The organism is Metalysinibacillus jejuensis, assembly GCF_003057615.1.
GTDB lineage: Bacteria > Bacillota > Bacilli > Bacillales_A > Planococcaceae > Metalysinibacillus > Metalysinibacillus jejuensis.
Genome location: NZ_QAFW01000010.1, coordinates 1 through 24,277 on the forward strand (window position 1 = coordinate 1; position 24,277 = coordinate 24,277).

The following is a 24,277-nucleotide window of genomic DNA, read 5'->3' on the forward strand; positions in this document are numbered from 1 at the left end:
GAATTTGTTCTTCAGGAATTAGGACAATTTTACGCATCATTTTTCTCCGTTTCATATCTATTAAGAATAGTATACAGGAAAACGAAGAAAAAGAGTGTAAGTCTAAAAGTTAATCACCTTATATATAATTAATAAATGCTTAATAGTTCATAGTTATCTGTGTGAGTAAATAGAGCCAAGAGGCCTACATTCTTCGCTATAAGATATGTTTTTTGAAAAGGTTGGGGACTATATTCGAGATATGATTTTTCTTCAACTACCATAACGTTTGTATAAATTTTATTGCCCACTTTGTAAATGCCGTTGAAATCACGTACTGCTATTGTTACCTTATTATAAAAATCTGAATCCCTTATTGTTACAAGCTTATTAAGCTGTATAGGATATGGCAGTTGTAAAGTGGCGCTGTTATAAGGCATAGTTACATCTAGTGTGAATTTAGAAGCAGTTTCTGCGTATTCTATGGCCATATCACCTTGTGCTATACTATTTTCCATTCTTGTACTAATTGTATAACCTGAACTCGTATCGTATGCATAACTAAATGGCAGCGAATATTTGTTGCCTTCATGGCCACCTTGGTAAGTATATCTTTTTCCAAAAGTTTTAGGGACAAACCCAGCATTTGCATAAATCGTATGAATGCTTGGACGTGCAGCCGGCAATAAAGCACGTGTTAAAAATGAAGAGAACTGCGCACGCGTCAATGTTTGATTTGGATTGAATCGACCATTATTTCCGACTGTAATATTATTAGCTGCCAAAGCTTGAACAGCTTGATAAGCATTGTGATGGGTTGGCATGTCAGTGAAATTTAAATTTGTAGAACCTGTTAACTTAAATGCTTTCATTAAGGTGTTTGCCATTTCAGCTCGCGTAATATAACTGTTCGGTTTAAAATAAGACTCTTTTGCGAAAAAACCTTGTTGCGTTGCAATAGCAATAGCTTTAAAACCAGGATCGTTTAAAGGGACGTCTTTAAAACCAGGATTACTATAATTGGCACCTTCAAGTTTTAGGGCGCGTACTAACATAGTTGCTACTTGACGCTTTGTTACATTATTAGTAGGACTAAAATAATGTGATTGATAATAGCTGTTTGATGAAGTATATCCTTTAATAATATTCATTTCGGCTAAATAATAAATATTGCTAGCGTGAGAGTTAGAATAAGAAACATCCCTAAAATCTTTACTCCACTTAGCAGAAGTCGAGTTAGCATTGAACGAAAATAGTAACATAATAATTAAACTGCTACATAGTATTTTTTTCATAGTCTATCTGCTCCTTTATTGTATAGTGAAAATGACTTATTAATTAAGTATATAGTATTAGTTTTACAGTCTAGAATTTTTTACTAATATGATTTTATTAGGTTTTTAGTGCAGCAGGAAATTGAAAGTAAAATTTTCTTATGTTTAAGAACAGTGTAATGGGGTTAAAATGATACTGTAAGACAAAACAAGAGAGGAAGATTACATGAGCGAAGATATTAACAGCCGAGTAAGTAATCAAATCGATAAGATGTCTACAGAAGAGAAGGATCATATTTTACAAAGCTTCACCCACTTCACAAGCTATTTGAAAGATCAGTTAGCAAAAGGTGAGAGCTTAGGTTTAAGTGACGCCATGCTAGCTAAAGCAGCAAAGTTTGTAGCAGATCATTTAGCTAAACATGAAGAACCACGCAATCGTGAAGAAAAAGTATTAAATGAATTATGGCAAGCAGCAGATGAAGATGAGAAAAAAGCATTGTCACGTGTCTTAGTTAAGATGGTACAGAGTGCATAATAATAAAAGCTGATTAGAGTGCGTTTCTAATCAGCTTTTTTGTGCGTTATTCTTCATATTCCCACTCATCTTCTTCGTAGTAGGTGTCTATTTCTTCCTCTTCAATAATCGGTGCTACGTCAATAGCGTCAAAGTCATTAAATTCTTCTTCATCAAAAATGTATTCTTCTTCATATTCTACGGGTTCTTCATAATAGCTATCGGCATCGTCATAATCTTCCGCTATCGGCTCTTCATCCATTTCTATAGGTTCATCATCTTCAACGACGCTAAAATCAAGAATTTCGTAATACTGCAAGTGAATTACAGGTATTTGCTGCGGTAGTAAACCGCTAAAGGTTCGAAAGGCGAAATATTCCCCCCAGAAGTTGCTTAAAGTTTCACTATACGACATATAGGAGCCTTTCACTGTGCCAATGGCTGAAATTTCATCACCTATTACTAAAGAAGTTGGACCGTCTGCATACCATAAAATATCGCCAATATTTTGTTCTCGTCCATTAGCATCTACCCAATACAATGTTTGGGTCAGTATCGTTTTGCCCTTACGTTCATAAAGATGGTTGACTCTACCTGTAAATTCTACGGTTACGCCTTGGTAATTATCAGCGCGCATATAGAGGTCTTGATAATCCACATATTGTACATTTGCTAATACATCAGCTTGTGTTGTATTTGTAGCTGTAAGCTGTGTTGAAGGACGAGAGCTTGAAGCACTCTCGTCTCCACAACTCGCTAATAAGAGGCTACATATACTAAGTAGTGCTATTCGCCTTTTGATAACTAACATCTCCTAAAATGTAATATATTTCTTTATTTCATTATAGGTGATTATAGGTAAAAAGTAAGTGGTTAATTTAATGAAGGGAAAAATCTTTTTACTAAGCATTTTATTCTACGTGTTAGGCTAGCAATTGTAATAGAGATTGCGGTTGCTGGTTAGCTTGACTCAGCATACTTTGCGCAGCTTGTTGTAAAATGGAGCTTTTCGTAAACTTCATGTAACGCACCTTCAGCAGTTTGAATAAGTGAGACACCGTCTTGGTCATTTTTTGTGCCATGGTAAGACCTTGAATTTGAGCGCGCATTTTTTCTGAGATGGCTAACCCTGCTGCATCATCACCTGCTCGGTTAATATTAAAGCCAGTAGATAGTTTTTCTAATGCTTTAGCTGAATAGGTGTGATTTGTACTAAAGTTGCGCAGGGTATTAAGTGAAGCAATATTGTGTTGAATACGCATAAATGACCTACTTTCCTTTAAAATTTATGTAGTGCTTTTTCTTTATCGGATTATCTCCCCGTATTTTTATAATCAACTTTAAGTTAAGTCTAAAAATGCGAAGAAGAATAACCTTTATCTACATGGAGGTGCTAACAGCGCGCAGTAAAATATGCTATACTTTTAATGCTCGAAATGCGGGCAGAGGTTCGTAACCATCCCTCTATAAAAAACTAAGGAGATGTTCATATGCAATTAAATAATGAAAAGGCAGTCGTAGTATTTAGCGGCGGTCAAGATAGTACAACTTGTTTATTTTGGGCGTTACAAAATTTTAAAGAGGTATTTACGCTAAGCTTTGATTATGGTCAGCGTCATCAACAAGAGCTAACACATGCTGAAGCGATTGCGAAAGAATTAGGTGTATCGTTTCATATTATGCCGATGCATAGTATTAACGAGTTATCACCTAATGCCTTAACGAAAAAAAATATCCCCATTGCTAAGCGAGATGACGGTTTGCCGAATACGTTCGTGCCCGGACGCAACCATATTTTCTTCTCGTTTGCCGCACTGTATGCTTACGCTGTCGATGCGCGTCATATTATTACAGGTGTGAGTGAAACGGATTTTAGCGGTTATCCTGATTGCCGTGATACTTTTATCAAGTCATTAAACGTTACGCTTAATTTAGCGATGGATGCAGACTTTGTTATACATGCGCCGCTTATGTGGCGTGATAAGGCAGCCGTATGGGCACTAGCTGATGAGTTAGGTGCATTTGATTTTGTGCGTACTAAAACACTAACCTGCTACGAGGGGATTGCAGCCGATGGTTGTGGTGAGTGCCCAGCATGTATTTTGCGTAAGGAAGGGCTAGAACGCTATCTTGCACAAAAAGAGGTAGCCAAGTGATTCAACAAATTTATCCTACAGTTGCTCATCATTTTCGTTACGAATTAAATAAAGATATGAATTTTTCAGCTGCTCATTTCATCCCAGATCAGGCAGCTGGGGTATGCGCTCGCATGCATGGTCACACGTATTTTGTAAATGTGACGATTGCAGGGGATCAATTAGATAAGCTCGGCTTTTTAATTGATTTTAAAGCGTTAAAAGACACGGTGCATGGTACGTTTGATCATAGTGTTATGAATGAACACCCCGATTTTTTAACGGCTTATCCTACTACAGAGATAGTAGCGTCTGTCATTTGGCGCAAGGTGCAAGCGCTTCTTGATACGAAAAATAATAAAGCGCGTTGCCTCCAAGTTTTTGTGCGAGAAACACCGACAAGCTATGTGTACTATCGTCCAAAAGAGGAGGATTTTAATGCGTAAAATTCCTGTACTCGAAATTTTCGGTCCTACTATTCAAGGTGAAGGCATGATGATTGGTCGCAAAACTTTGTTTGTGCGTACAGCTGGTTGTGATTATCGTTGTAGCTGGTGTGATTCTGCTTTTACTTGGGACGGTTCTCAAAAGCCGATAATGATGACGCCAGATGACATTATCGAACGACTAGAAGCGCTTGGTCTTTCACGCACTAAACATGTCACGCTTTCTGGAGGCAATCCTTTACTACATGCAAGTTTAGAACCTTTAGTTACGTCATTAAAAGCGCAAGGCGTTCAACTTACCATCGAAACACAAGCGACGGTATGGCAAAATTGGTTAGCCTATATTGACGACATTACACTGTCGCCTAAACCACCAAGTAGTGGCATGAAAATAGATTATGCCGTATTAGACGTATGGGTCGCTAGTTTGCGAGAAAAATCGTTTAGTATTAAAATTGTCGTATTTGATGAGCAAGACTATACGTTTGCTAAGCAATTATATACACGCTACCCTAACGTACCTTTTTATGTGCAACCAGGTAATGCGGATGTAACTGCTACAGATGAGCGCCAAACTGCGCTTAATTTATTGGCACGTTATGAATGGTTAGTTACTAAAGTAAGTGCGTGCGAAGTGATGCAAAACGTGCATGTGTTACCACAATTACATGCGTTAGTATGGGGCAATCGTCAAGGCGTATAATAGGAAAGTAGGCCCACTCGACAAGTGCGAGTGGGCCTATGCATTTCATTAATAGGGAAGTGTACCTGTAATTTCAACGACATCAAAGTAATTGTGAAGAATATCTTTACAACGTAACATGGTCTCATCATAGAGGTATGTGGCTACATTGCCACCTACTGCACTGCCACCATGGCTACGGAGCTCTGCGACTCTAGCATCAATCATTTGTTGCCAAACGCGTTGTTCTTCGTCAAATTGTGCTAATTGTTGGGGCGGGAGGACAGATTGTAACACGTCGTTCATTTCATTAAAGATGTATTGGACACGGCTATGCGCTTCTTCATAAATGCCTCGCACCTCAGCATTATTATACATCTCATGCAATAGGTGGTAAGATACGCCATCAAATGCATAGGTTTCTACGAAATAAATTTGCGTTAAATGAGGCGCGTATTGTGCAAGTTGCTCTTTATAAGAAGGCGCTGCGACTGGCGCAGGCGCTACATTTTCAACAGTAGTGACAGCTTTAGGCGTATCTATTGTAGTAACTTCATCCTCTAGTGTAGGTGGTTGTTCCGCCGCACTAGCTTGGGGTGTTTCTTCAATTATCGGCGCTTGTAACATAGCAATTTCTCTCGTTAATTGGGCGATCTCCGTATCCTTTTGTGTCAGCTTGCGATCGAGTGTGAAAAAAGCAAAAATAACGAACCCTAACATGATACAGCTAGTACCTAGTGCTAGCAATGCGATCGTTTTCCACTGATGCATAACAAAACCTCGATTCGATAGTAAAGTAGTAAAAGCTCACATAAGTAGTTAGAAATGCATAGTAGCTTGGTACAATTCATCCGCTGTAGTAGCAACATGGGTCGTTTCAGTATTAATAGATTGAATTGTAGTAGCAAGACGTTCGATTTCTTCAGCTACATGTGCAATTTGTTGTTTATTGGCGTTTACCGCGTGTGCAATTTCTTTAAATTTATGTTGTGTCGTTTGCGAAACGGTGACACTTGCCTCTACATTTCTTTGCATATCGTCAATCATTGTGACTGCCGCATTGGTTAATGTAGTTGAAGTATCGATAAGTGAAGTAATACGCTCCACGGAATCACGAGATTGCTCAGCTAACTTTCGTACTTCTTGAGCGACTACAGCAAAGCCCTTACCATGTTCGCCAGCGCGTGCCGCTTCGATGGAAGCATTTAATGCGAGCAAGTTAGTTTGCTCAGCAATCGTTTTTACAAGTGTAATTATAGAGATAATTTCTTGTGAAGAGTGGCTTAACTGGTCAACGACTTTTGCCATCTCTACGGTATGTACAGTAACTTCATTCATTTCTTTTTCAAGTTTTTTAACATCAAGCTGTCCATCTTGAGCATCTTGTTGTACTTGATTAACGATTGTTATGTTGTCAGCAATCGTCTGCTCAATGGTAGCCGTACCTGCTGTAATTTGTTGAACCGAAGCGGCCGTACCTTCAGTTAAATGTTGTAAATTTTGTAGAATAGCAACAATACGGTTTTTAAGTTCATCTTTAACCTTTGTAAATTGTTGCTCACGCAAGCGAACATTTTCACGTTCATATTCTTCTAAAACAATTTGCATTTCTAAATTGATAAGCTTTGCCACGACTTTCATGGCCATTCCTTTCAGTTGGCTATGAGGCAAACGTTTGGCTAATAGGGCAATCATTTCTTCTTGTAATTGTTGAAACATACCAATATACCATTTTGGCGCAAGACCTATTTCAAAGTGCACTTTAGCGAGCTTTTGTTTGCGCATTAAAGCTTGATCATCGAGTATGCCGCTAAACATATCTGTAATGTAAGCGATAAGCGCACGCTTTAGTCGACTTACTTCAGTACGTTCGTCAATGATTTGCTTAAGTTCAGGTACTACTAAAATACTGTCGTAAAAAACGTTCGTAATACGTTCGATATCTTCTTTAATATAAGGTTGTAATTGTTTTAGTACACGTAGGTCATCAATAGTAAAATGGATGAGTGCTAATTGTTTGCGTAATGAAGGGTCTGTCACTTGCAGTACTGCATGCACATCGTGCGTAGCGAGTGTCGTTACTGGTGTGGGTTGTTTAGTTTTAGACCAAAAAGCCATTAGTTATTACTCCCTTTCTTTATTGCGTTCCTAGCTTCATCTTATAATACTACTGCGTAAAAGTATAATAAATTTTAGTTAATTCCATTTAGAATATATACAAATTTTCCAAAAAAAATATACTAAAGTAATGAAAGTGGGTGAGGATATGCATAAATTTAGCGTGTTATTAGATTGGCCTCAAGGACGTAATGCTGTAGGGAATTTAACGCTTAGACATAGCACAACTGCTATCTCAATACCGAGTGAAATGCAAGGTCCTAATAGCGGAACGAATCCTGATGAGATGTTACTAGGCGCAGCTGCAACATGTTATATTATTTCTTTAGCAGCTATGTTAGAAGCCTCTGGTGTAGTAGCTACACTTACTATGAAATCTGAAGGCTATGTTACCGATGAGAAGGTACCAACTTATAAAAAGATTATTCACCGACCATGCATTAGTCTAGCTAATCCACACAAAGAGGGTCTCGCACGTCGCATTGCCGAAAAGGCAGAGCGTAGTTGTATGATTAGTCGAGCATTGCGTGGCAATGTTGACATTGCACTTGATATTACTGTTACCATTCAAAAAGAAGAGGGATAAAATGAAACCAAAACTATTAATTATTGATGGCATGGCGCTGTTGTTTAGATCATATTTTGCGTCTGCAGCGATGGGGCACTTCATTCGTCTACCAGACGGCACACCATCTAACGGAGCGCAAGGCTTTGCGCGCCATGTTATTACAGCAAATCGTATATTTAAGCCGGATTATATGGCTATCTGTTGGGATATGGGCGCTGTAACATTTCGCAATGACATTTATGACGGCTATAAAGCAAATCGACCAGCACCCCCTGAAGAAATGCTACCGCAATTTGATATGGCAAAACAGCTTGCCACAACACTAGGGTGGCATAGTTTTGGACAGCCAGGGTTAGAAGCGGATGATCTAATTGGTGCTATGGTAAAAAAGTGGTGCGATGCAGCAACTATTACGGTAGTAAGTGGTGATCGAGATTTATTACAGTTACTACAGTCTGATGTTACGATTGCTTTAACGAAAAAAGGCTACTCAGAATACAATTGTTATAATCAAGCGCGCTTCACTGAAGAATACGGCATTTTGCCCAAACAGTTTGCTGATGTTAAAGCTTTTATGGGGGATGCAAGCGACGGTTATCCAGGTGTAAAGGGTATTGGCGAAAAAACAGCTTTACAGCTAATTAAAAAACATGGCTCTGTTGAAGGTGTGTTACAAGCGATTGAAACATTAACGCCAGCGCAACGACGAAAAATCGAAGCTGATAAAGAGATGCTAAAGGTTTCGCATCAGCTTGCTGAAATTCATTGTGAAGCACCGATAACAACAAATTTAGAGGCATTAACTATTCCTCCCTTTGAGCAAGCTGTATCACAATTAAATGAAGCTCATTTTACCCTCGTAGCTCGTCATATTAATAAAAAATGAGGTACTCTTCATTTAAAGAGTAGCCCCATTTTTAGGTACAATGTAGACAAATGTGAGAGCATGAGCATTCTGACCGTAATCGAAGGTGAAAATGTGATTATTGCTCAGAGCTGTAAAAGTTAGACGGTCGTTATTAATAGTGTAATTCGTTACTACCACCCAGTGATAGCGATAATGCGCACGTTTCCATGGTGTAAGTGAAGTGAAACGGTCGAATTTGGCAAGCACAGGTAATTGACAATCTATTAATTGCATTACTGTTTTAACAGACGCGCGTGCTACAATAAAATCATCACCGAGTAAACGTTTAGCATTACGGATTAAACACGGCGTAAATAATCCCAAGCGCGTTGTGCCAAGCGTACGATAAAGTTCGTTAATCGAATATGTAAGCCCGTAATGTGACAATACAATATGCGTAGCAGTCGGACCGCAGGCGGAGTCGCGCCACGCAGCTTTAACGGACGTGTCATATTGTGAAACCATTACACACGTAGTAAGCGTTGAATTTTATCTAAACGCTCGTTAATATCTTTCAAATCTTCTGTTAATAAAACAGAGGCCTGATGCTCATAGTGAAGCTTTTTATTGTTACGTTGCTCTGCGCGTTTAATAAAACGTATCGTTAGTATAAATAAAATAACAATTACAAATAGAGGTAGTAGCAAAACGGTTGTAGCTACTACATCACCTAAATTAATCATTGACATAACAAACCTCCTTAAATTTCTTCTAGTATTTCTTCAATGCGATGTACGCGTAATTTCATTTCGGCTACTTGGCGCTGCAACTCTTGCGCACGCACACGTTCTATTTCTAAACGTTCATTAGCACGTTGCTCTGCACGTTTAAAAATACGCATGACAATAACAGCAATTGCGATAAAAATTAACAAAGGCAATAAGCTAACAAGCATAACTACTAACAAGCGATCACTCCTTCTTTTTTTTAAGTGTTAAGGACGGGGCGAGCTGCGCAATTAGCTGTGCATTAAGGTCGAAGTCAAATGGCTGTAAAGTATAATACTTTGCGGCCTTACCACTTTCTAAAATTTCACTATGTCCTTGGATTAAATTGGCCTCCTCAAGTTTTTTGAGATGTAGATAAAGTAGTGGTCGACTAATGCCCACATCTCGCGCCAACTGACTAACATATTGTTGTTGCCTTGTTAGTTGTTCGATAATTGTGAGACGCAGCGGGTGGGCAAGTGCTTCAAAGACAGCTAATAGCTCATCGCCAGAATTTAATTGTTTCATATGTCATGAATTTATTACGCATAAAAAAATTTGTCAAGGGCTTGTCAGTAAGCAAGAGCATCTGTTAATATTAAAAACAAGTGAGCCGATTTAGTTTAGTGGTAAAACAGATGCATGGTAAGCATCAGAGGACAGTTCAATTCTGTCATTCGGCATATAAAAAAGCCTGCGAAATTTTTCGCAGGCTTTTTCTTATGCTTGAGCGTCTAAAAATGCTGTAACTTGCTCAGGAGATTTAGCATTGGCACTGTGTAAATGTGCTAACTTCTCACCATCTTTAAAAATTAATAAGCTTGGAATACCCATAACATCGTATTTTTCTGCAAGCTCTGGTAGGTCGTCGCGATTAGCTTCATACCATACATATTTATCGTAAGCTTCCACGATTGGGTCAATAAACATATCCATACGCGTGCAGTCAGGGCACCAGCCTGCATAAAATTTTACAAGTACATCTTTACCGCTGTTAATAATTTCATTAAACTGTTCAACTGTTGTGATTTTTTCCATTTTACTCACACTCCTCTAATAATAGTGTACACATAAACAGAGAAACTATAAAATAATATGTTTTGAAAGGAAAGAAGAAGGTTATATGAAAATTATACGAGAAAAAAGATTGCGTAATTTGTAGAAATAACTTACACTAATAACAGAAATGGTGTTTATATTTTTTTACACAAAAAATGAATGATGATTCATTCAAGGGGATTAAGGGGGAATGTCTTGTGACGTATTCAATTAAAAAAGCAGCCGTTTTAGGATCAGGAGTTATGGGTTCAGGCATAGCAGCACACTTAGCAAACATTGGGATTCCAACATTACTTTTAGACATCGTACCAAAAGAAGTCACAGCAGAAGAACAGGCTCAAGGCTTAACACTAGAAGATAAAGCCGTTCGTAATAAATTTGCGACAACAGCTATCCAAAAGCTTACGAAGCAAAAGCCAGCACCACTAACATCTAAAAAAAGCCTAGCTTTATTAACGGCAGGTAATTTTGAAGATGATCTCGACAAATTGCAAGAAGTGGATTGGATTATTGAGGTAGTAGTAGAGAATCTAGCAATTAAACAAAGCTTATATGAAAAAATTGATAAAGTGCGTGCGCCGCATACAATTGTAAGTTCTAATACTTCAGGTATTAGTATTGATGCAATGGCAGACGGTCGTTCTGAAGGTTTTCAAAAACATTTCTTAGGCACACATTTTTTCAACCCACCGCGTTACTTGAAATTATTAGAAATTATCCCTGCTAAAACGACAAATGCAGAAGTGCTTACGTTTATGAAAGCATTTGGAGAAGATGTGCTGGGTAAAGGTGTCGTTTTAGCGAAAGATACACCAAATTTCATCGGCAATCGTATCGGCACTTATGGCTTATTAGTTACTGTGCAAGAAATGCTAAAGCGAGGCTATTCTGTAGGTGAGGTAGACTCTGTAACTGGGCCTCTTATCGGTCGTCCTAAATCAGCTACTTTCCGTACGTTAGATGTCGTAGGTCTTGATACATTTTTGCATGTAGCTAAAAATGTTTATGACCAAACAACAGGAGAAGAGCAGGCCGTATTTGCAGTACCACAGTTTATTAGTGACATGGTAGAGAAGGGCTGGCTCGGTGCTAAATCAGGGCAAGGTTTCTTTATCAAAAAAGGTAAAGATATTTTAGAAATTAATCCACAAACGCTTGAGTATGGAGAAATGAAAAAACTAAAAACAGCTTCTATGGCACAAGCTACACAAGTGAAGGGCTTAGCAAATCGTGTGAAACTACTAACATATGCAGATGACCGTGTTGGTGAGTTATTATGGAATATTTTAGCACCAACGTTACGCTATGCTGCACAATTACACGGCGAGATTGCGGATGATATTGTAGCCATTGATAACGCTATGAAGTGGGGTTTTGGTTGGACACAAGGTCCATTTGAGATTTGGGACGCGCTTGGCGTGGCACAATCTGTAGAAAAAATGAAGGCAGAAGGGCATGAAATCCCAGCTTTCGTAGAAAAAATGCTAGCGGATGGTTTTGAAACATTTTACAGCGAGTTAGATGGTGACGTAGCTTACTACAACGGGGAAGGCTATGAAAAAGTACCGACGAATGCAAAAGAAATTAATTTAAAGCGCTATAAAAAGAAACACGGCGTCATTAAAAGTAATACAGGTGCTAGCTTAATTGATTTAGGTGATGGTATAGCATTACTAGAGTTTCATTCCCAAGCAAATGCGATTGGTCCAGATATTATTCAAATGATTAATTACGCAGTGGATGAAGTTGAGAAAAACTACAAAGGGCTTGTCATTGGTAATCAAGGTAAAAACTTCTGTGTGGGCGCTAACCTTGGCATGATTTTAATGGAGGCACAGGATGATAATGTGTTTGAACTCGATTTCATTATTAAATCATTCCAAGATGCGATGATGCGTATTAAATACGCTACTAAACCTGTAGTAGCTGCACCATTTGGTATGACACTCGGTGGTGGCGCAGAGGTTTGCTTACCAGCCGCTCATATTCAAGCCACGATGGAAACGTATATGGGATTAGTAGAAGTAGGTGTTGGCTTAATCCCTGGCGGGGGTGGCAATAAAGGGTTATACGAAAAATTCCTTAAAGGTTTACCGACAGGAGTAGAAGTGGATTATCAGCATATTGCTAATAAAGTATTTGAAACAGTGGCGATGGCTAAAGTTTCGACATCAGGCGAAGAAGCGCGCGATAATAATTTCTTGGACTTTGCTGATGGTGTGTCGGTAAATCCGGATCACCAAATTTATGACGCTAAACAGGTAGCACTGGCGCTATACGAAGCGGGTTATACACCTCCTGTACGTGAGAAAGTTATCGTAACAGGGGCACCAGGCTATGCCACTTTATATATGGGAGCGCGCGGTTTACATGCATCGGGCTTCATTAGTGATCATGATTTATTTATTGCTAAAAAATTAGCTTATGTCATCGCAGGTGGTGAAGTACCTTATGGCACGGCTGTTGATGAGCAGTACTTGCTTAATTTAGAGCGTGAAGCCTTTTTACAACTTGTCTCTCATCCACTGTCACAGCAACGTATGCAACATATGTTAATGAAGGGTAAACCATTACGTAACTAAGGGGGAATTTGATTATGCGTGAAGCGGTAATTGTAGCAGGTGCAAGAACACCTATTGGTAAAGCAAAGCGAGGCTCACTCGCAACAGTACGTCCGGATGACTTTGGTGCGCTAGTAGTCAAAGAAACACTTAAGCGTGCCAATTATACGGGACAAATTGAAGATATTATTATGGGCTGTGCGATGCCAGAAGCAGAACAAGGAATGAACGTAGCGCGTAATATTGGTGCGTTAGCAGGGTTGCCTGATACAGTGCCAGGATTGACGGTAAACCGTTTTTGTTCTTCAGGTTTGCAGACAATCGCTTATGCAGCCGAGCGAATTATGGTAGGTCATGCGAAAGCAATTATTGCCGGTGGTGTTGAATCCATGTCAATGATTCCGATGACAGGTAACACGGTGCGTTTAAACCCTAAACTCGTTGAGGAAGCACCTGAATATTATATGAGCATGGGGCATACAGCAGAGCAAGTGGCTGTGAAATACAATGTTAGCCGTGAAGAGCAGGATGCGTTTGCTGTTCGCTCTCATGAACTTGCAGAAAAGGCAATTAAAGAAGGTAAATTTAAGGACGAGATTGTACCAGTTGAGGTAACTCAGCATTATGTAGATGCTACTAACAAGCAGCAAACACGCACCTTTACTTTTGATACAGATGAAGGGGTTCGTCCTGGTACATCAGTAGAAGGTTTAGCTAAATTGCGCCCAGCCTTTAATGTTAAGGGAAGTGTTACAGCAGGTAATGCCTCTCAAACTTCTGATGGTGCAGCAGCCGTACTCGTTATGGACCGACAAGAAGCAGAAAAACAAGGCATGACACCGATGGCAAAGTTTTTAGGTTTTGCAGTAGGCGGTGTACCTCCTGAAATTATGGGAATAGGGCCTATTGTAGCTGTACCAAAAGCGTTAGAAATTGCTGGGTTATCGATAGAGGATATTGATTTATGGGAGATTAACGAGGCATTTGCTTCACAGTCTCTGCAAGTTGTAAAAGAGCTCGGCATTGATGTTAATAAGGTCAATGTGAATGGCGGTGCAATTGCACTCGGTCACCCATTAGGTGCAACAGGCACAATTTTAACATTAAAATTAATTCATGAACTGAAACGTCAAGGTAAAAAATATGGGGTAGTTACGATGTGCATCGGTGGCGGCATGGGTGCAGCAGGCGTATTTGAAATCATCTAAACACAAATTGGGGAGGTTTTTAGTATGACAGAAATTATTAAAGGCGGCGGATTTTTAGTAGAAGAAGCGGATGTAAATCGCGTATTCACACCAGAGGATTTTTCGGATGAGCATAAAATGATAGCTAAAACTACAGAAGATTATGTAACAAATGAAGTTTTACCAGCAGTAGAGCATTTAGAAAACCACGAATTTGAGCACTCTGTGCGTCTATTAAAGAGCGCAGGGGAGCTAGGTCTACTCGGTGCTGATGTACCAGAGGAATATGAAGGCCTTGGTTTAGATAAAATTTCTTCAGCATTAATTGCAGAAAAAATGTCAGTAGCAGGTGGTTTTTCAATTACCCACGGTGCACACGTAGGTATTGGTTCATTACCAATCGTGTTATTTGGTAATGAGGAGCAAAAGAAAAAATACTTACCAAAGTTAGCAACAGGTGAGCTTATTGCGGCATACGCATTAACAGAGCCAGGCTCAGGCTCAGATGCATTAGGTGCAAAAACGACAGCTAAACTTTCGGCAGACGGTACGCATTATGTACTAAACGGTGAAAAACAATGGATTACAAACGCAGGCTTTGCAGACGTTTTCGTTGTATATGCTAAAGTAGATGGCGATCAATTCTCAGCATTTATCGTAGAACGCACTTATGAAGGTGTATCAGTCGGTCCAGAAGAAAAGAAAATGGGTATTAAATCGTCATCAACACGTACTTTAATTTTAGAAGACGCTAAAGTACCAGTAGAGAACTTATTAGGCGAAGTAGGTCGCGGGCATGTTATTGCCTTTAATATTTTAAACGTAGGCCGTTATAAATTAGGGGTAGGTACAGTAGGTAGCTCAAAACGTGGTCTAGAGCTTGCTGTGAAATATACCAACCAACGTCAACAATTTAAAACAAAGCTCTCTGATTTTTCATTAACAAAGGATAAATTAGCAACGATGGCAGCGCGTATTTATGCATCGGAGTCATTAAACTACCGTACAGTTGGGTTATTTGAGGATCGCCTTGGTCAAATGGACGAAGCAGCACAAAAAGATGGTAAAACGATTGCGGCAGCCATTGCAGAGTATGCGATTGAATGCTCAATTGCGAAAGTAGTAGGCTCAGAAACACTAGATTACGTTGTAGATGAGGCTGTACAACTACATGGTGGCTACGGCTTTATGGCAGAGTACGAAGTAGAGCGTATGTACCGCGATTCACGTATTAACCGTATCTTTGAAGGTACAAACGAAATTAACCGCATGATTGTACCAGGTACTTTCATGAAAAAAGCATTAAAAGGTGAATTACCATTACTACAAGTAGCACAACAACTTCAACAAGAAATTTTAATGATGATGCCAGAGGAAGTAGGTAATGAACCACTAGATAAAGAAAAGTATTTAGTGAAAAACGCAAAGAAAATTGGCGTATTAGCTGCAGGTTTAGCTGCGCAACGTTACGGCGCTAAACTTAATGACGAGCAAGAAGTATTAGTGAGCATTGCTAACATCGCAAATCAATTATATGCGATGGAGTCTGCAGTAATTCGTACAGCGAAAGCGATTGCTAAAGATGGCGTAGATAAAGCGATGCAAAAATTATTATATACACAAATCTTTGCACAGGAAGCTTTTGCGCAAATTGAACAAGAGGCAAAAACTGTACTACTGCATGCAACAGATGGTGATCAAGCGCGTATGATGCTATCAGCATTACGCAAATTAACACGCAATGAGCCGTATGATTTAATCTCGAAAAAGCGTGAGGCATCTGTTAAAATTATCGATGCAGAAAAGTACGTCGTGTAATAACGTAAGCAGGCTACCTCTAGCCTGCTTTTTTTATAGTTCCCTGCGTGCGAAATTTTTGCTATACTCAACGCGTATTGTAAAGAGGGGGAATGACCGTTGTTAACATTGATTCACTATCCAAATTGTACGGGATGTCGCAAAGCTAAAAAATGGTTAGAACAACATGATGTAGCTTTCGAAGCGGTGCATATTGTGGAGGCTACACCAAGTGCTGAGGAGCTAAAGGTGATTTGGCAAGCGAGTGAGCTACCGTTAAAGAAGTTTTTTAACACGTCTGGTATGAAGTATCGTGAGTTGGGATTGAAAGATAAACTAGCGATGATGTCCGAGGAAGAGCAGCTCGCTTTATTAGCTTCAGATGGTATGTTAATTAAACGACCTATCGTAACTGATGGTAAAAAAGTGACGCTAGGCTTTAAAGAAGAAACGTTTGAACAAACTTGGAAATAAGCTGTCATAAGCTTGTTTTTGTATAGGAAATATGGCAAACTTAAAGGGCAAAGTATCACATAAAATGGAGGGGTTTTTGACATGACAACACCTAAAGACTTACGTTATTCTGAAGAGCACGAATGGGTAAAAGTTGAAGATGGTAAAGCACGTATTGGTATTACACACTTCGCACAATCTGAGCTAGGCGATATCGTTTTCGTTGAGCTACCAGAAGTAGGCGACGAATTAACAATTGACGAGCCATTCGGTAGCGTTGAATCAGTTAAAACAGTTTCAGAACTATACGCACCTGTATCAGGTACAGTTGTAGAAGTTAACGCTGAACTTGAAGACAATCCTGAATACGTAAATGAGTCTCCTTATGAGCAAGCGTGGATGGTTGTAGTAGAGCTTTCAGATGCATCACAAGTAGATGCTTTAATGGATGCTGACAAGTACGACGAAATGACACAAGAATAATATGGTAGCGCCACTGACGATTTCGTCGGGGGCGCTTTTTTAAAAGGGGGCGTCAAAGTGAAGTGCTTGCTAGTAGAAGGGTTGTCAGATAAAATACGTCTCACACAAGTGATTGCTGAACCTATTATTATTTTGTGTACGAACGGCACGATTTCGCAAACGACACTTGAGGAGCTACTTGCGCCATATGAGGACTATGAACTATATACGTTATTTGATGAAGACAAATCAGGTGACAAGCTGCGCCAACTGATGAAACGTACCTACCCTGAAGCGATTCAGTTACATACGACGCGTACGTATAAGCAAGTTGCTGAAACCCCACCTCGCTTCCTTGCTACAATAGTAGCGAGGGCAGGTATACGCATTAAAAGATAAGGTTGTGGCTAGATGGAACAATGGACAAAACAACAATTTGAAAAAAATATGACAACGGACAATGTGGCGTTGTATGTTTATACGCCGATGTGTGGTACATGCCAAGTTGCTTCTAAAATGATGAATGTCATTGAGCAACTCTTACCGCAACATGCGATAGGGAAGATGGATTTAAACTATGAGGAGCAAGTTGCGCGTGATTATGAAATCGAGAGTGTTCCTTGTTTACTGCTTACGAATAGCGGAAAAGTAACAAAAAAGGTATACGCTTTTCAATCCGTACCCTATTTGTATGAATTAATGAAAAATGAATTGACAGGCTAAAATGTACATGGTAAAGTGACTCATAACAACACAAACAATATATCGAACTCTTATCAAGAGAGGCGGAGGGAAGTGCCCTATGAAGCCCGGCAACCAACACGAAAGTGAAAAGGTGCCAATTCACACAAAGTATAACTTTGAGAGATGAGTGGTCGGTTGATACGTAATAGATTACGTCAAACCCTTCCACTTCCTACTAGAGGTGGAGGGTTTTTTTACTAAGGAGGTTTTCGCTAATGATTACACTAAAAAACATTATAAAAAAATACACAACAAAAAGCGGCCCTCTCACAGCAGTTGACCAAGTAAGTTTAACGATAAAAAAAGACGAAATTTTTGGCATTATTGGCTATAGCGGTGCAGGAAAGAGTACCTTAATTCGTTTGTTAAACGGTTTAGAACAACCTACTGATGGTGAGGTAATTGTTAACGATTTAAAGTTTTCGCATATTAAAGGTAAAGAGTTGCGCATGGCGCGCCAAAAAGTGAGCATGATTTTTCAGCACTTTAACTTATTATGGTCGCGTACAGTAGAAGAGAACATCGCATTCCCACTAGAAATTGCAGGCGTTCCTAAAGCACAACGAGAAGCTAGAGTAAATGAATTAATTCAACTTGTTGGCTTAGAAGGAAGAGGGCAAGCCTATCCTTCACAACTATCTGGGGGGCAAAAGCAACGAGTTGGTATCGCAAGAGCGACTTAAAGCATCTTATCCGATTGTAAAAGAACTTTTTAGCGAGTATAAATAATTTGAATAGTTAAACTTTAATTAACAGCTGTTACTCAATACGCTAGTATGGTAAATTACTATGTATTGGATATGTACAGCTGTTTTTTTTAGGAGGACAATCGGAATGAAAGTGAAAATAGGATTATTAGGGCGCATCATTATTGCCATTGCACTAGGGGTGCTGCTCGGTAGCTTCGTACCAGAAATGTTTGTACGTGTATTTGCTACGTTTAACACGGTATTTGGGGAATTTATTAATTTTGCAGTGCCGCTGATTATTATCGGTTTTATCGCACCTGCTATTGCTGAGTTTGGCAAAGGCTCAGGAAAATTATTAGGTATGGCTACTGCCATTGCTTATACGTCTACTATTATCGCAGGTTTTCTTGCTTATACAGTAGCAAGTAATGTTTTACCTAGCATCGTCTCAAGTCAAGCAGGCGATGTAAAAGAGCCAGGAGCAGGTATGGCTACCACTTACTTTGATATCGGTATTGAACCGATGATGGGCGTTATGACAGCATTGGTTTTTGCATTTGTAATGGGGATTGGTATGGCTGCGATTAAAGGCGACGTATTACAACGTGGCTTTACTGAATTGAAAGCGATTATTGAAAAGGTAATTAACTTTGTTATTATTCCACTATTACCTTTCCATATTTTTGGTATATTTTTAAATATGACGTATGCAGGCGAAGTGAAACAAATTTTATCTGTATTCGCTTTAGTATTTGTGCTAATTATTGCCATGCATTGGGTGATGTTGACGTTACAATATAGCGTGGCAGGCACTATGTCTAAGCGTAATCCAGTAAAATTAATTAAAACGATGCTACCTGCTTATTTTACGGCTGTTGGTACGCAGTCTTCAGCGGCTACAATACCTGTAACGCTGAAGCAAACAAAGGAAGCGGGCGCATCTGAACGTGTGGCAGGCTTTACCGTTCCTTTATTTGCGACGATTCATTTATCAGGTAGTATGATTACTTTAGTTACATGTTCTATCGGTGTTTTATTAATGAACGGTATGGATGTGGACATGATGATGTATACGAAATTTATTTTCATGTTAGGTATTGCTATGGTAGCGGCACCAGGTGTGCCAGGCGGGGCAGTAGTAGCTGCTTTAGGTATTTTGGAAACTGTATTAGGCTTTGATACAACTATGCTCGCTTTAATGCTTGCGCTATATGTTGCACAAGATAGCTTTGGTACAGCAACGAATGTTACAGGCGATGGTGCCTTATCAATTATTGTAGATGAAGTGAGTAAAAAATAAATGTTGCCCTTTGACACATTTGGTTGTGTCGAAGGGTTTTTTCTATTTAGAGGGGAATGCTTATGATAAATAAGGGTAATAGTGAAGTATAAGTAAATGTTCAGAGTAGGTACGCTATACTTAAAAACTAAAGGAGTGAAGTCATGAAAAGGAATCATTATATGTTGTACTTCACAAGTTTAGCTGCGATAGCCGTCGTAGGGTGTCAAGCTACTGAGGCAGAGGTACCGCCTTATAGTAATAAGGTGCCGGCGGATGCGCCACCTTTAGAAAAATTTATAATTGATAAGTTTATCACGTCTACAGGGCTCATTCGTACAGATATAAAAGAACGTAAAGAAAATTATTTATCAGAAACAATAGGCCTATGGCTAAGTTATTTATATGAACGAGGGGATGCTAAACGTTTTGCGGAACAAGTAGCCGTATTACGGCATTACTTTATATTAGATGATGTTATCAGTTGGGAAATTAATGGTGAGACAGCCTCGACTGTCAATGCTTTAATTGATGATTTGCGTATTAGTCGGGTACTAATATTAGCGAGTCAACGCTTTGAGGAACCATCCTATCAACTATTAGCACAAAAAATCGGAGAAGCTCTGCAACATAAACAAGTGGAGTCGGGGTTATTTACAGATTTTGTTGATGTTAAAAATGGTGTACATAGCAAAACATTAACAATTAGTTATATTGATAGCAGAGCGTTACAGCAACTTAACGAAATCGGTGTAGTAACTACTGAAATGTTAATGCAACACCGAAAAATTTTACAGCAAGCTAAAAAAGGCGCTACATACGCAAAAGCTTATGATATTGAAGCAGCGAGCTATATTTTTGAAGAGGAGTTGCATCTTGTAGATCAATTATATATTGCGCTTAATAGTGAACGCTGGGCAATCGATACGACGGACTTTGCACAGTGGCTACAACAGCATTGGCAACGTGATGCTAAGTTGTTCGGGCGATACAATGTAAGCAGTAATCAGCCAGCCGTCTCATATGAGTCTCCAGCCGTCTATGCACTAGCACTTCTTTATTATCTAGAACGAAAAGATATAGCAATGGCTCAAACATTTGTCGATAAACTCGAAAGTATGCAAGTAGGTAGTGGTTATATTAACCTCCAAACAAATGATACTCATGCTTTTGACAATATTTTACCTTTACTAGCGATGGAGGTGTATAACAATGCGAGATAATATGCTAACAATGATAAATTTAATGTTAGTAACTCTCGTTGTGATAACGAGTAGCATGACCTATTTTTTGATGGGGAATGCAGAAGGATTAGTGCTTTTATTAATAGCAGGATTATTAATGGTGGGCAGCTTATATTTCGGTACGCTACCTATACTAATGACGACTTTAGTATTGTTTTTTGTTAGCGGTAGTATTTTATTTTATAACGTGTTGATAGGTGCAAACATGAATCAACAAATGCAATATTTTTTAGATGTATTTTTATATTATGGTCTTGCTCTCATTGTATTAATTATAGTAGCAGGAAAATTACATGAATATATGATGGAACGGATGCAACAACTTAGACAGCAAGAAGAACGCTTAACAAAATATGTAGCAATTGATGTTGACACAGGCTTTGATAATCAAACACGTATGATGACTGAGGTATTCGAAGAGATGCGTCGTGCGGATCGCTATGATTTAAACTTCGCTTTAGTCTTTTTTAAAATTGAAAATTACAAAGAATTTAAACGTTTATATAGTGCAGATGAAGTGCTTCATATGTGGAAAGAGCTAGCACGAAAAATAGAACTAAAATCAAGGATAACGGATAAAAAATTTCGTTATAAAGAAGATGAACTCGTTGTGCTGTTAACTTCAACGACTGATGAGTACCGCGACATCATTTACGATAAATTTAAGGAAGTCATTTTAGAGCATCAATTGCTATCAGGAAAATGGATTACACTCTCTTATCGTACAGCTTTTTATACGTATTATCCTCATCAAGAGCAAACGCTCGAACAAATTCTAATCGAAGCAGAAAGCGAGATGAAGTCGCATGTCTTATAACCGACTCATCGCTAGCTTTTTACTATGGTTATGTATTGCGCCTGTAGCATTAGCGGAGGATAGCCAGATTATCACAGTGATTGTGAATGAACAAACACCAGCTGAAGACATCAACGGACTCGTTTATGAGTTAACAGCGTATGGTGAAGTACAAACTACAATTTCACCAACAGAAGAACAAATTATTAATAGTGATGTCATTGCTTTTATTAGTGAGAGTAATCTAAATTTACAAGCTACTATTTGGCATGCTATCAATGAAAGTAGCGCTAAAAAAATTATAGTAGGTACCATTCTTCCCAAACTGTCACAAATGGCAGATTGGCAACAGGGCGAAGAAGTCGAAGTATATAAACTAGACGGAAAAACATTGGATGAGCCGTTTCTTGCTTCTCAATTGAAAGTACCGCAAAGTGAAGTTGTAGTAAGCGCGTCTAGTTATCATCAACAAGTGCCAGCTGTAGTTCGTAAATCGAATTTAGTATATTTAGCGCCTGTAACTTTACGACAAAAACCGTATGTTGTAGCAAAAGAGGCGATTCAAAAACTATTAAGTCATCAATCTCTCCCAGTGCAATCAAGCTTATTGCTAATTACTAATATTGATTACAATACTAACGTCGAAAAATTACAAAATATACTAGTAGCATTACGACAGAAAAATATCCCCGTTACTTTACAAGTAAAAGTAACGACTACTGATAACAAAAACAACCGGATATTTAAATTGCGAGACAATAAACCATTGTTGAAGCTGTTGCAACAAGCGCAAAAAGATGGGGCAACGTTATTGATGAAAAACGAAAGCTTGGCTGCTGTTCCACGAGATTTTGAAGAGATGGTAATTGATAAATTATATCCAATTGGATCTAACTATCAATATGAGGGCATGCCATTGCGTGTACAAAATACTACAAATACGTATTTACCAACGATAGAGGGAACGATTATTGAGTATATTCCATTATTTTTACCCTATAACGTTGAGGACATCGCTATAGCTCAAGAAGTTATGGCCACTGACTTACACACGTATAAAGATGTAAAGACGATTGGTTTTATGTTGCAGTATCCAGCTTACGGAAAAGTAGATGAGCTAATTAAGTATATTGCTGTTTTAGATACAGTTGTTCATTATGAGTGGCAAAACTTACGTGAGGTACCGTTACGTGTAGATAGCAAAGATGTATCGGTCATTCAAGAACATGGCTTTCAAGTTGTGCAACATACAGCAAAATGGCGCATGCTCTTAAAGCGTTATCAAGATAACCCAGCAGAATTATTATTATGGGCAATGGCGTTATTTGTTTTATTATTTGTTATGTTGTTTTTTGCGAATACAGCATTTTTACGTATGACATTGCGTAAAAGATTATTTAATGAAAGGAATTAAAATGGCTGATATTTTATTTTATATTTCGTTAACTTTAATTTGGACGATGTTACTTTATCATATGTTTTTAATGCAAGGTGGCTATATGCATTATAGAAGTTTTGAGAAGCCCATTCGACAGTGGGAAAGAAATATGAAGGATATGCCAACGGTGAGTGTTTTTATACCAGCGCATAATGAAGAAGTTGTCATCGGACAGACACTTGCTGCCATGTCTCGTCTTTATTATCCAAAAGACAGGTTAGAGGTCATTGTAATTTGTGATAACTGTTCAGATAATACCGTTGCGATTGCTAAAAGCTATGAAGAAAAATATCCTTTTATTCGCGCTATAGAAACAGAGGGCGAAAATAAAGGTAAGGGGAAGTCATCGGCTTTAAACACGGCCCTAGCTCAGTCTAATAGTGAGTACGTAGTCGTTTATGACGCTGATAATACACCAGAAGAAAAAGCAGTATGGTATTTAGCGATGGGGCTAGTAAATGATGCGAAAGCTGCAGCAGTAGTAGGAAAATTTAGAGTAGTAAATGCAGATGAAACGTGGCTAACACGATTCATTAATATCGAAACAATTTGTTTTCAATGGATGGCGCAAGGTGGTAGATGGAAATGGTTTAAAGTTGCTACCATTCCAGGGACAAACTTTGCTATTCGTCGCCATATTTTAGAGGAACTAGGCGGTTGGGACGTTAAAGCATTAGCTGAGGATACAGAATTAACAATTCGCGTTTATAACCTCGGTTGGCATATTCGTTTTTTTCCGAAAGCTATTACATGGGAACAAGAGCCAGAGACGCTTGGCGTTTGGTGGAAGCAACGCACACGTTGGGCGAGAGGCAATCAATATGTTGTGCTTAAATTTCTTAAACAGTTTACAACATTAAAGCGTAAAAGTATCATCTTTGATTTATTTTATTTCTTCTTTACCTATTTTTTATTTTTCTTTGGTGTGATTTTGTCGAATAGTTTATTCGTTTTAAATTTATTTTTTGATATTGGTCTCACTGTAGGGAGTGTTTCATTAGTACTGTGGATTTTAGCAGCGCTATTATTTTTAGGTGAAGTCATGGTTACTTTAAGCATTGAAAAATCACAGATGACTTGGAAAAACTTTTTATATGTTGTGTTAATGTATTTTACGTATTCACAAATGTGGATTATTTTAGTGCTTAATTCGCTGTATTTAGAAACGAAGCGCATGTTTACAGGTGAGGAAGTGCGTTGGTATAAAACAGAGCGATTTAAGCGAGAGGAGTGAA

The 24,277-nt window shown here is 38.7% G+C and carries 28 protein-coding genes, 1 tRNA gene, 1 pseudogene and 2 riboswitches; of the genes and pseudogenes, 20 read left to right on the top strand and 10 right to left on the bottom strand.

Annotated elements, in window-relative coordinates; genetic code table 11:
• Positions 1-128 precede the first annotated feature (128 nt).
• A complete protein-coding gene (locus DDE80_RS05015) occupies positions 129-1,274 on the bottom strand; it encodes an S-layer homology domain-containing protein (RefSeq protein ID WP_108306582.1) in 1,146 nt (381 codons plus the stop codon).
• Between the two features lie 205 nt (positions 1,275-1,479).
• Between DDE80_RS05015 and DDE80_RS05020 the strand changes: the two genes are divergently transcribed.
• The gene (locus DDE80_RS05020) at positions 1,480-1,791 is read left to right on the top strand and encodes a DUF3243 domain-containing protein (protein ID WP_108306583.1); all 312 of its coding nucleotides are present in this window, start codon (positions 1,480-1,482) and stop codon (positions 1,789-1,791) included.
• 46 nt (positions 1,792-1,837) lie between these two features.
• Here the strand turns inward: DDE80_RS05020 and DDE80_RS05025 are convergent, their stop codons facing one another.
• Together DDE80_RS05025 and DDE80_RS05030 are read right to left on the bottom strand one after the other, a co-directional pair.
• Positions 1,838-2,581 (bottom strand): hypothetical protein, encoded by a 744-nt coding sequence (locus tag DDE80_RS05025; RefSeq protein WP_108306584.1) that lies wholly within the window; start codon positions 2,579-2,581, stop codon positions 1,838-1,840.
• 112 nt (positions 2,582-2,693) lie between these two features.
• Entirely contained in the window at positions 2,694-3,032 is a 339-nt protein-coding gene (locus DDE80_RS05030; protein WP_108306585.1) for a flagellin N-terminal helical domain-containing protein, read from the bottom strand.
• Positions 3,033-3,209: 177 nt separating this feature from the next.
• Positions 3,210-3,254: riboswitch (PreQ1 riboswitch) on the top strand.
• Between the two features lie 6 nt (positions 3,255-3,260).
• On the opposite strand from DDE80_RS05030, the gene queC reads away from it, so the two are divergent.
• The 3 genes from queC to queE are packed head-to-tail and all read left to right on the top strand — an operon-like array spanning position 3,261 to position 5,054.
• Positions 3,261-3,926 (top strand): 7-cyano-7-deazaguanine synthase QueC, encoded by a 666-nt coding sequence (gene queC / locus DDE80_RS05035; RefSeq protein WP_108306586.1) that lies wholly within the window; start codon positions 3,261-3,263, stop codon positions 3,924-3,926.
• Entirely contained in the window at positions 3,923-4,351 is a 429-nt protein-coding gene (queD, locus tag DDE80_RS05040) for a 6-carboxytetrahydropterin synthase QueD (protein WP_108306587.1), read from the top strand. Before queC ends, queD begins: the two co-directional genes overlap by 4 nt.
• The gene (gene queE / locus DDE80_RS05045; RefSeq protein WP_108306588.1) at positions 4,344-5,054 is read left to right on the top strand and encodes a 7-carboxy-7-deazaguanine synthase QueE; all 711 of its coding nucleotides are present in this window, start codon (positions 4,344-4,346) and stop codon (positions 5,052-5,054) included. Before queD ends, queE begins: the two co-directional genes overlap by 8 nt.
• Before the next feature lie 48 nt (positions 5,055-5,102).
• Here queE and DDE80_RS05050 read toward each other — a convergent pair whose 3' ends face one another.
• Together DDE80_RS05050 and DDE80_RS05055 are read right to left on the bottom strand one after the other, a co-directional pair.
• A complete protein-coding gene (locus DDE80_RS05050; RefSeq protein ID WP_108306589.1) occupies positions 5,103-5,804 on the bottom strand; it encodes a lysozyme inhibitor LprI family protein in 702 nt (233 codons plus the stop codon).
• Positions 5,805-5,852: 48 nt separating this feature from the next.
• Positions 5,853-7,151 carry a globin-coupled sensor protein gene (locus DDE80_RS05055; RefSeq protein WP_108306590.1) on the bottom strand — a complete coding sequence of 433 codons (1,299 nt, stop codon included), beginning with the start codon at positions 7,149-7,151 and terminating at the stop codon, positions 5,853-5,855.
• A 148-nt stretch (positions 7,152-7,299) separates the two neighbouring features.
• Between DDE80_RS05055 and DDE80_RS05060 the strand changes: the two genes are divergently transcribed.
• Together DDE80_RS05060 and DDE80_RS05065 are read left to right on the top strand one after the other, a co-directional pair.
• Complete coding sequence (locus DDE80_RS05060) at positions 7,300-7,737, top strand: OsmC family protein (RefSeq protein ID WP_108306591.1); 438 nt, start codon at positions 7,300-7,302, stop codon at positions 7,735-7,737.
• 1 nt (position 7,738) lies between these two features.
• Positions 7,739-8,605: a 5'-3' exonuclease gene (locus DDE80_RS05065; protein ID WP_108306592.1), complete on the top strand. Its 867-nt coding sequence runs from the start codon at positions 7,739-7,741 to the stop codon at positions 8,603-8,605.
• A gap of 12 nt (positions 8,606-8,617) precedes the next feature.
• Here the strand turns inward: DDE80_RS05065 and DDE80_RS05070 are convergent, their stop codons facing one another.
• Genes DDE80_RS05070 through DDE80_RS05085 form a run of 4 tightly spaced genes read right to left on the bottom strand, consistent with a single transcriptional unit; the run spans position 8,618 to position 9,861 of the window.
• The gene (locus DDE80_RS05070; RefSeq protein ID WP_108306593.1) at positions 8,618-9,091 is read right to left on the bottom strand and encodes a C39 family peptidase; all 474 of its coding nucleotides are present in this window, start codon (positions 9,089-9,091) and stop codon (positions 8,618-8,620) included.
• Positions 9,091-9,315 carry a hypothetical protein gene (locus DDE80_RS05075; RefSeq protein ID WP_108306594.1) on the bottom strand — a complete coding sequence of 75 codons (225 nt, stop codon included), beginning with the start codon at positions 9,313-9,315 and terminating at the stop codon, positions 9,091-9,093. The genes DDE80_RS05070 and DDE80_RS05075 overlap by 1 nt, the downstream gene beginning before the upstream one ends.
• A gap of 11 nt (positions 9,316-9,326) precedes the next feature.
• Positions 9,327-9,533: a hypothetical protein gene (locus tag DDE80_RS05080; RefSeq protein ID WP_108306595.1), complete on the bottom strand. Its 207-nt coding sequence runs from the start codon at positions 9,531-9,533 to the stop codon at positions 9,327-9,329.
• A gap of 4 nt (positions 9,534-9,537) precedes the next feature.
• Positions 9,538-9,861, bottom strand: coding sequence for an ArsR/SmtB family transcription factor (locus DDE80_RS05085; RefSeq protein ID WP_108306596.1), 324 nt, complete (start codon positions 9,859-9,861; stop codon positions 9,538-9,540).
• An 84-nt stretch (positions 9,862-9,945) separates the two neighbouring features.
• On the opposite strand from DDE80_RS05085, the gene DDE80_RS05090 reads away from it, so the two are divergent.
• Positions 9,946-10,016: transfer RNA gene (locus DDE80_RS05090), tRNA-Thr, on the top strand.
• A 37-nt stretch (positions 10,017-10,053) separates the two neighbouring features.
• On the opposite strand, the gene DDE80_RS05095 is transcribed toward DDE80_RS05090, so the two are convergent.
• Complete coding sequence (locus DDE80_RS05095) at positions 10,054-10,371, bottom strand: thioredoxin family protein (RefSeq protein ID WP_108306597.1); 318 nt, start codon at positions 10,369-10,371, stop codon at positions 10,054-10,056.
• 218 nt (positions 10,372-10,589) lie between these two features.
• Between DDE80_RS05095 and DDE80_RS05100 the strand changes: the two genes are divergently transcribed.
• From DDE80_RS05100 to DDE80_RS05160, 13 genes and pseudogenes are all read left to right on the top strand, one after another.
• On the top strand, positions 10,590-12,974 hold the full coding sequence (locus DDE80_RS05100; RefSeq protein WP_108306598.1) for a 3-hydroxyacyl-CoA dehydrogenase/enoyl-CoA hydratase family protein: 2,385 nt from the start codon (positions 10,590-10,592) through the stop codon (positions 12,972-12,974).
• Positions 12,975-12,988: 14 nt separating this feature from the next.
• Complete coding sequence (locus DDE80_RS05105; protein WP_108306599.1) at positions 12,989-14,161, top strand: acetyl-CoA C-acetyltransferase; 1,173 nt, start codon at positions 12,989-12,991, stop codon at positions 14,159-14,161.
• 24 nt (positions 14,162-14,185) lie between these two features.
• Positions 14,186-15,958 (top strand): acyl-CoA dehydrogenase family protein, encoded by a 1,773-nt coding sequence (locus DDE80_RS05110; protein ID WP_108306600.1) that lies wholly within the window; start codon positions 14,186-14,188, stop codon positions 15,956-15,958.
• A 99-nt stretch (positions 15,959-16,057) separates the two neighbouring features.
• Positions 16,058-16,411 carry an arsenate reductase family protein gene (locus DDE80_RS05115; protein WP_108306601.1) on the top strand — a complete coding sequence of 118 codons (354 nt, stop codon included), beginning with the start codon at positions 16,058-16,060 and terminating at the stop codon, positions 16,409-16,411.
• 81 nt (positions 16,412-16,492) lie between these two features.
• A complete protein-coding gene (gcvH, locus tag DDE80_RS05120) occupies positions 16,493-16,873 on the top strand; it encodes a glycine cleavage system protein GcvH (RefSeq protein ID WP_108306602.1) in 381 nt (126 codons plus the stop codon).
• Between the two features lie 57 nt (positions 16,874-16,930).
• Positions 16,931-17,251: a toprim domain-containing protein gene (locus tag DDE80_RS05125; RefSeq protein WP_108306603.1), complete on the top strand. Its 321-nt coding sequence runs from the start codon at positions 16,931-16,933 to the stop codon at positions 17,249-17,251.
• A 12-nt stretch (positions 17,252-17,263) separates the two neighbouring features.
• Positions 17,264-17,575 carry a thioredoxin family protein gene (locus DDE80_RS05130; protein ID WP_108306604.1) on the top strand — a complete coding sequence of 104 codons (312 nt, stop codon included), beginning with the start codon at positions 17,264-17,266 and terminating at the stop codon, positions 17,573-17,575.
• 47 nt (positions 17,576-17,622) lie between these two features.
• Positions 17,623-17,726: riboswitch (SAM riboswitch) on the top strand.
• A gap of 85 nt (positions 17,727-17,811) precedes the next feature.
• A pseudogene (locus tag DDE80_RS05135) lies at positions 17,812-18,273 on the top strand (methionine ABC transporter ATP-binding protein); the annotation flags it as partial.
• A gap of 157 nt (positions 18,274-18,430) precedes the next feature.
• A complete protein-coding gene (locus DDE80_RS05140; RefSeq protein WP_108306605.1) occupies positions 18,431-19,585 on the top strand; it encodes a dicarboxylate/amino acid:cation symporter in 1,155 nt (384 codons plus the stop codon).
• Between the two features lie 143 nt (positions 19,586-19,728).
• Positions 19,729-20,787, top strand: a complete 1,059-nt coding sequence (locus DDE80_RS05145; protein ID WP_108306606.1) for a hypothetical protein — start codon at positions 19,729-19,731, stop codon at positions 20,785-20,787.
• On the top strand, positions 20,777-21,625 hold the full coding sequence (locus DDE80_RS05150) for a diguanylate cyclase domain-containing protein (RefSeq protein WP_108306607.1): 849 nt from the start codon (positions 20,777-20,779) through the stop codon (positions 21,623-21,625). The genes DDE80_RS05145 and DDE80_RS05150 overlap by 11 nt, the downstream gene beginning before the upstream one ends.
• Positions 21,615-23,018 (top strand): hypothetical protein, encoded by a 1,404-nt coding sequence (locus DDE80_RS05155; RefSeq protein WP_108306608.1) that lies wholly within the window; start codon positions 21,615-21,617, stop codon positions 23,016-23,018. The genes DDE80_RS05150 and DDE80_RS05155 overlap by 11 nt, the downstream gene beginning before the upstream one ends.
• Position 23,019: 1 nt before the next feature.
• A complete protein-coding gene (locus DDE80_RS05160; protein ID WP_108306663.1) occupies positions 23,020-24,276 on the top strand; it encodes a glycosyltransferase family 2 protein in 1,257 nt (418 codons plus the stop codon).
• The last annotated feature ends 1 nt before the right edge of the window (position 24,277 follow it).

What these genes read in the sequence shown, in the direction of transcription:
- DDE80_RS05015 (WP_108306582.1), bottom strand. Translation starts at nt 1,274, where the DNA reads ATGAAAAAAATACTATGTAGCAGTTTAATTATTATGTTACTATTTTCG.
- DDE80_RS05020 (WP_108306583.1), top strand. Translation starts at nt 1,480, where the DNA reads ATGAGCGAAGATATTAACAGCCGAGTAAGTAATCAAATCGATAAGATG.
- DDE80_RS05025 (WP_108306584.1), bottom strand. Translation starts at nt 2,581, where the DNA reads ATGTTAGTTATCAAAAGGCGAATAGCACTACTTAGTATATGTAGCCTC.
- DDE80_RS05030 (WP_108306585.1), bottom strand. Translation starts at nt 3,032, where the DNA reads ATGCGTATTCAACACAATATTGCTTCACTTAATACCCTGCGCAACTTT.
- queC (WP_108306586.1), top strand. Translation starts at nt 3,261, where the DNA reads ATGCAATTAAATAATGAAAAGGCAGTCGTAGTATTTAGCGGCGGTCAA.
- queE (WP_108306588.1), top strand. Translation starts at nt 4,344, where the DNA reads ATGCGTAAAATTCCTGTACTCGAAATTTTCGGTCCTACTATTCAAGGT.
- DDE80_RS05050 (WP_108306589.1), bottom strand. Translation starts at nt 5,804, where the DNA reads ATGCATCAGTGGAAAACGATCGCATTGCTAGCACTAGGTACTAGCTGT.
- DDE80_RS05055 (WP_108306590.1), bottom strand. Translation starts at nt 7,151, where the DNA reads ATGGCTTTTTGGTCTAAAACTAAACAACCCACACCAGTAACGACACTC.
- DDE80_RS05060 (WP_108306591.1), top strand. Translation starts at nt 7,300, where the DNA reads ATGCATAAATTTAGCGTGTTATTAGATTGGCCTCAAGGACGTAATGCT.
- DDE80_RS05065 (WP_108306592.1), top strand. Translation starts at nt 7,739, where the DNA reads ATGAAACCAAAACTATTAATTATTGATGGCATGGCGCTGTTGTTTAGA.
- DDE80_RS05070 (WP_108306593.1), bottom strand. Translation starts at nt 9,091, where the DNA reads ATGGTTTCACAATATGACACGTCCGTTAAAGCTGCGTGGCGCGACTCC.
- DDE80_RS05075 (WP_108306594.1), bottom strand. Translation starts at nt 9,315, where the DNA reads ATGTCAATGATTAATTTAGGTGATGTAGTAGCTACAACCGTTTTGCTA.
- DDE80_RS05085 (WP_108306596.1), bottom strand. Translation starts at nt 9,861, where the DNA reads ATGAAACAATTAAATTCTGGCGATGAGCTATTAGCTGTCTTTGAAGCA.
- DDE80_RS05095 (WP_108306597.1), bottom strand. Translation starts at nt 10,371, where the DNA reads ATGGAAAAAATCACAACAGTTGAACAGTTTAATGAAATTATTAACAGC.
- DDE80_RS05105 (WP_108306599.1), top strand. Translation starts at nt 12,989, where the DNA reads ATGCGTGAAGCGGTAATTGTAGCAGGTGCAAGAACACCTATTGGTAAA.
- DDE80_RS05110 (WP_108306600.1), top strand. Translation starts at nt 14,186, where the DNA reads ATGACAGAAATTATTAAAGGCGGCGGATTTTTAGTAGAAGAAGCGGAT.
- gcvH (WP_108306602.1), top strand. Translation starts at nt 16,493, where the DNA reads ATGACAACACCTAAAGACTTACGTTATTCTGAAGAGCACGAATGGGTA.
- DDE80_RS05130 (WP_108306604.1), top strand. Translation starts at nt 17,264, where the DNA reads ATGGAACAATGGACAAAACAACAATTTGAAAAAAATATGACAACGGAC.
- DDE80_RS05140 (WP_108306605.1), top strand. Translation starts at nt 18,431, where the DNA reads ATGAAAGTGAAAATAGGATTATTAGGGCGCATCATTATTGCCATTGCA.
- DDE80_RS05145 (WP_108306606.1), top strand. Translation starts at nt 19,729, where the DNA reads ATGAAAAGGAATCATTATATGTTGTACTTCACAAGTTTAGCTGCGATA.
- DDE80_RS05150 (WP_108306607.1), top strand. Translation starts at nt 20,777, where the DNA reads ATGCGAGATAATATGCTAACAATGATAAATTTAATGTTAGTAACTCTC.
- DDE80_RS05155 (WP_108306608.1), top strand. Translation starts at nt 21,615, where the DNA reads ATGTCTTATAACCGACTCATCGCTAGCTTTTTACTATGGTTATGTATT.
- DDE80_RS05160 (WP_108306663.1), top strand. Translation starts at nt 23,020, where the DNA reads ATGGCTGATATTTTATTTTATATTTCGTTAACTTTAATTTGGACGATG.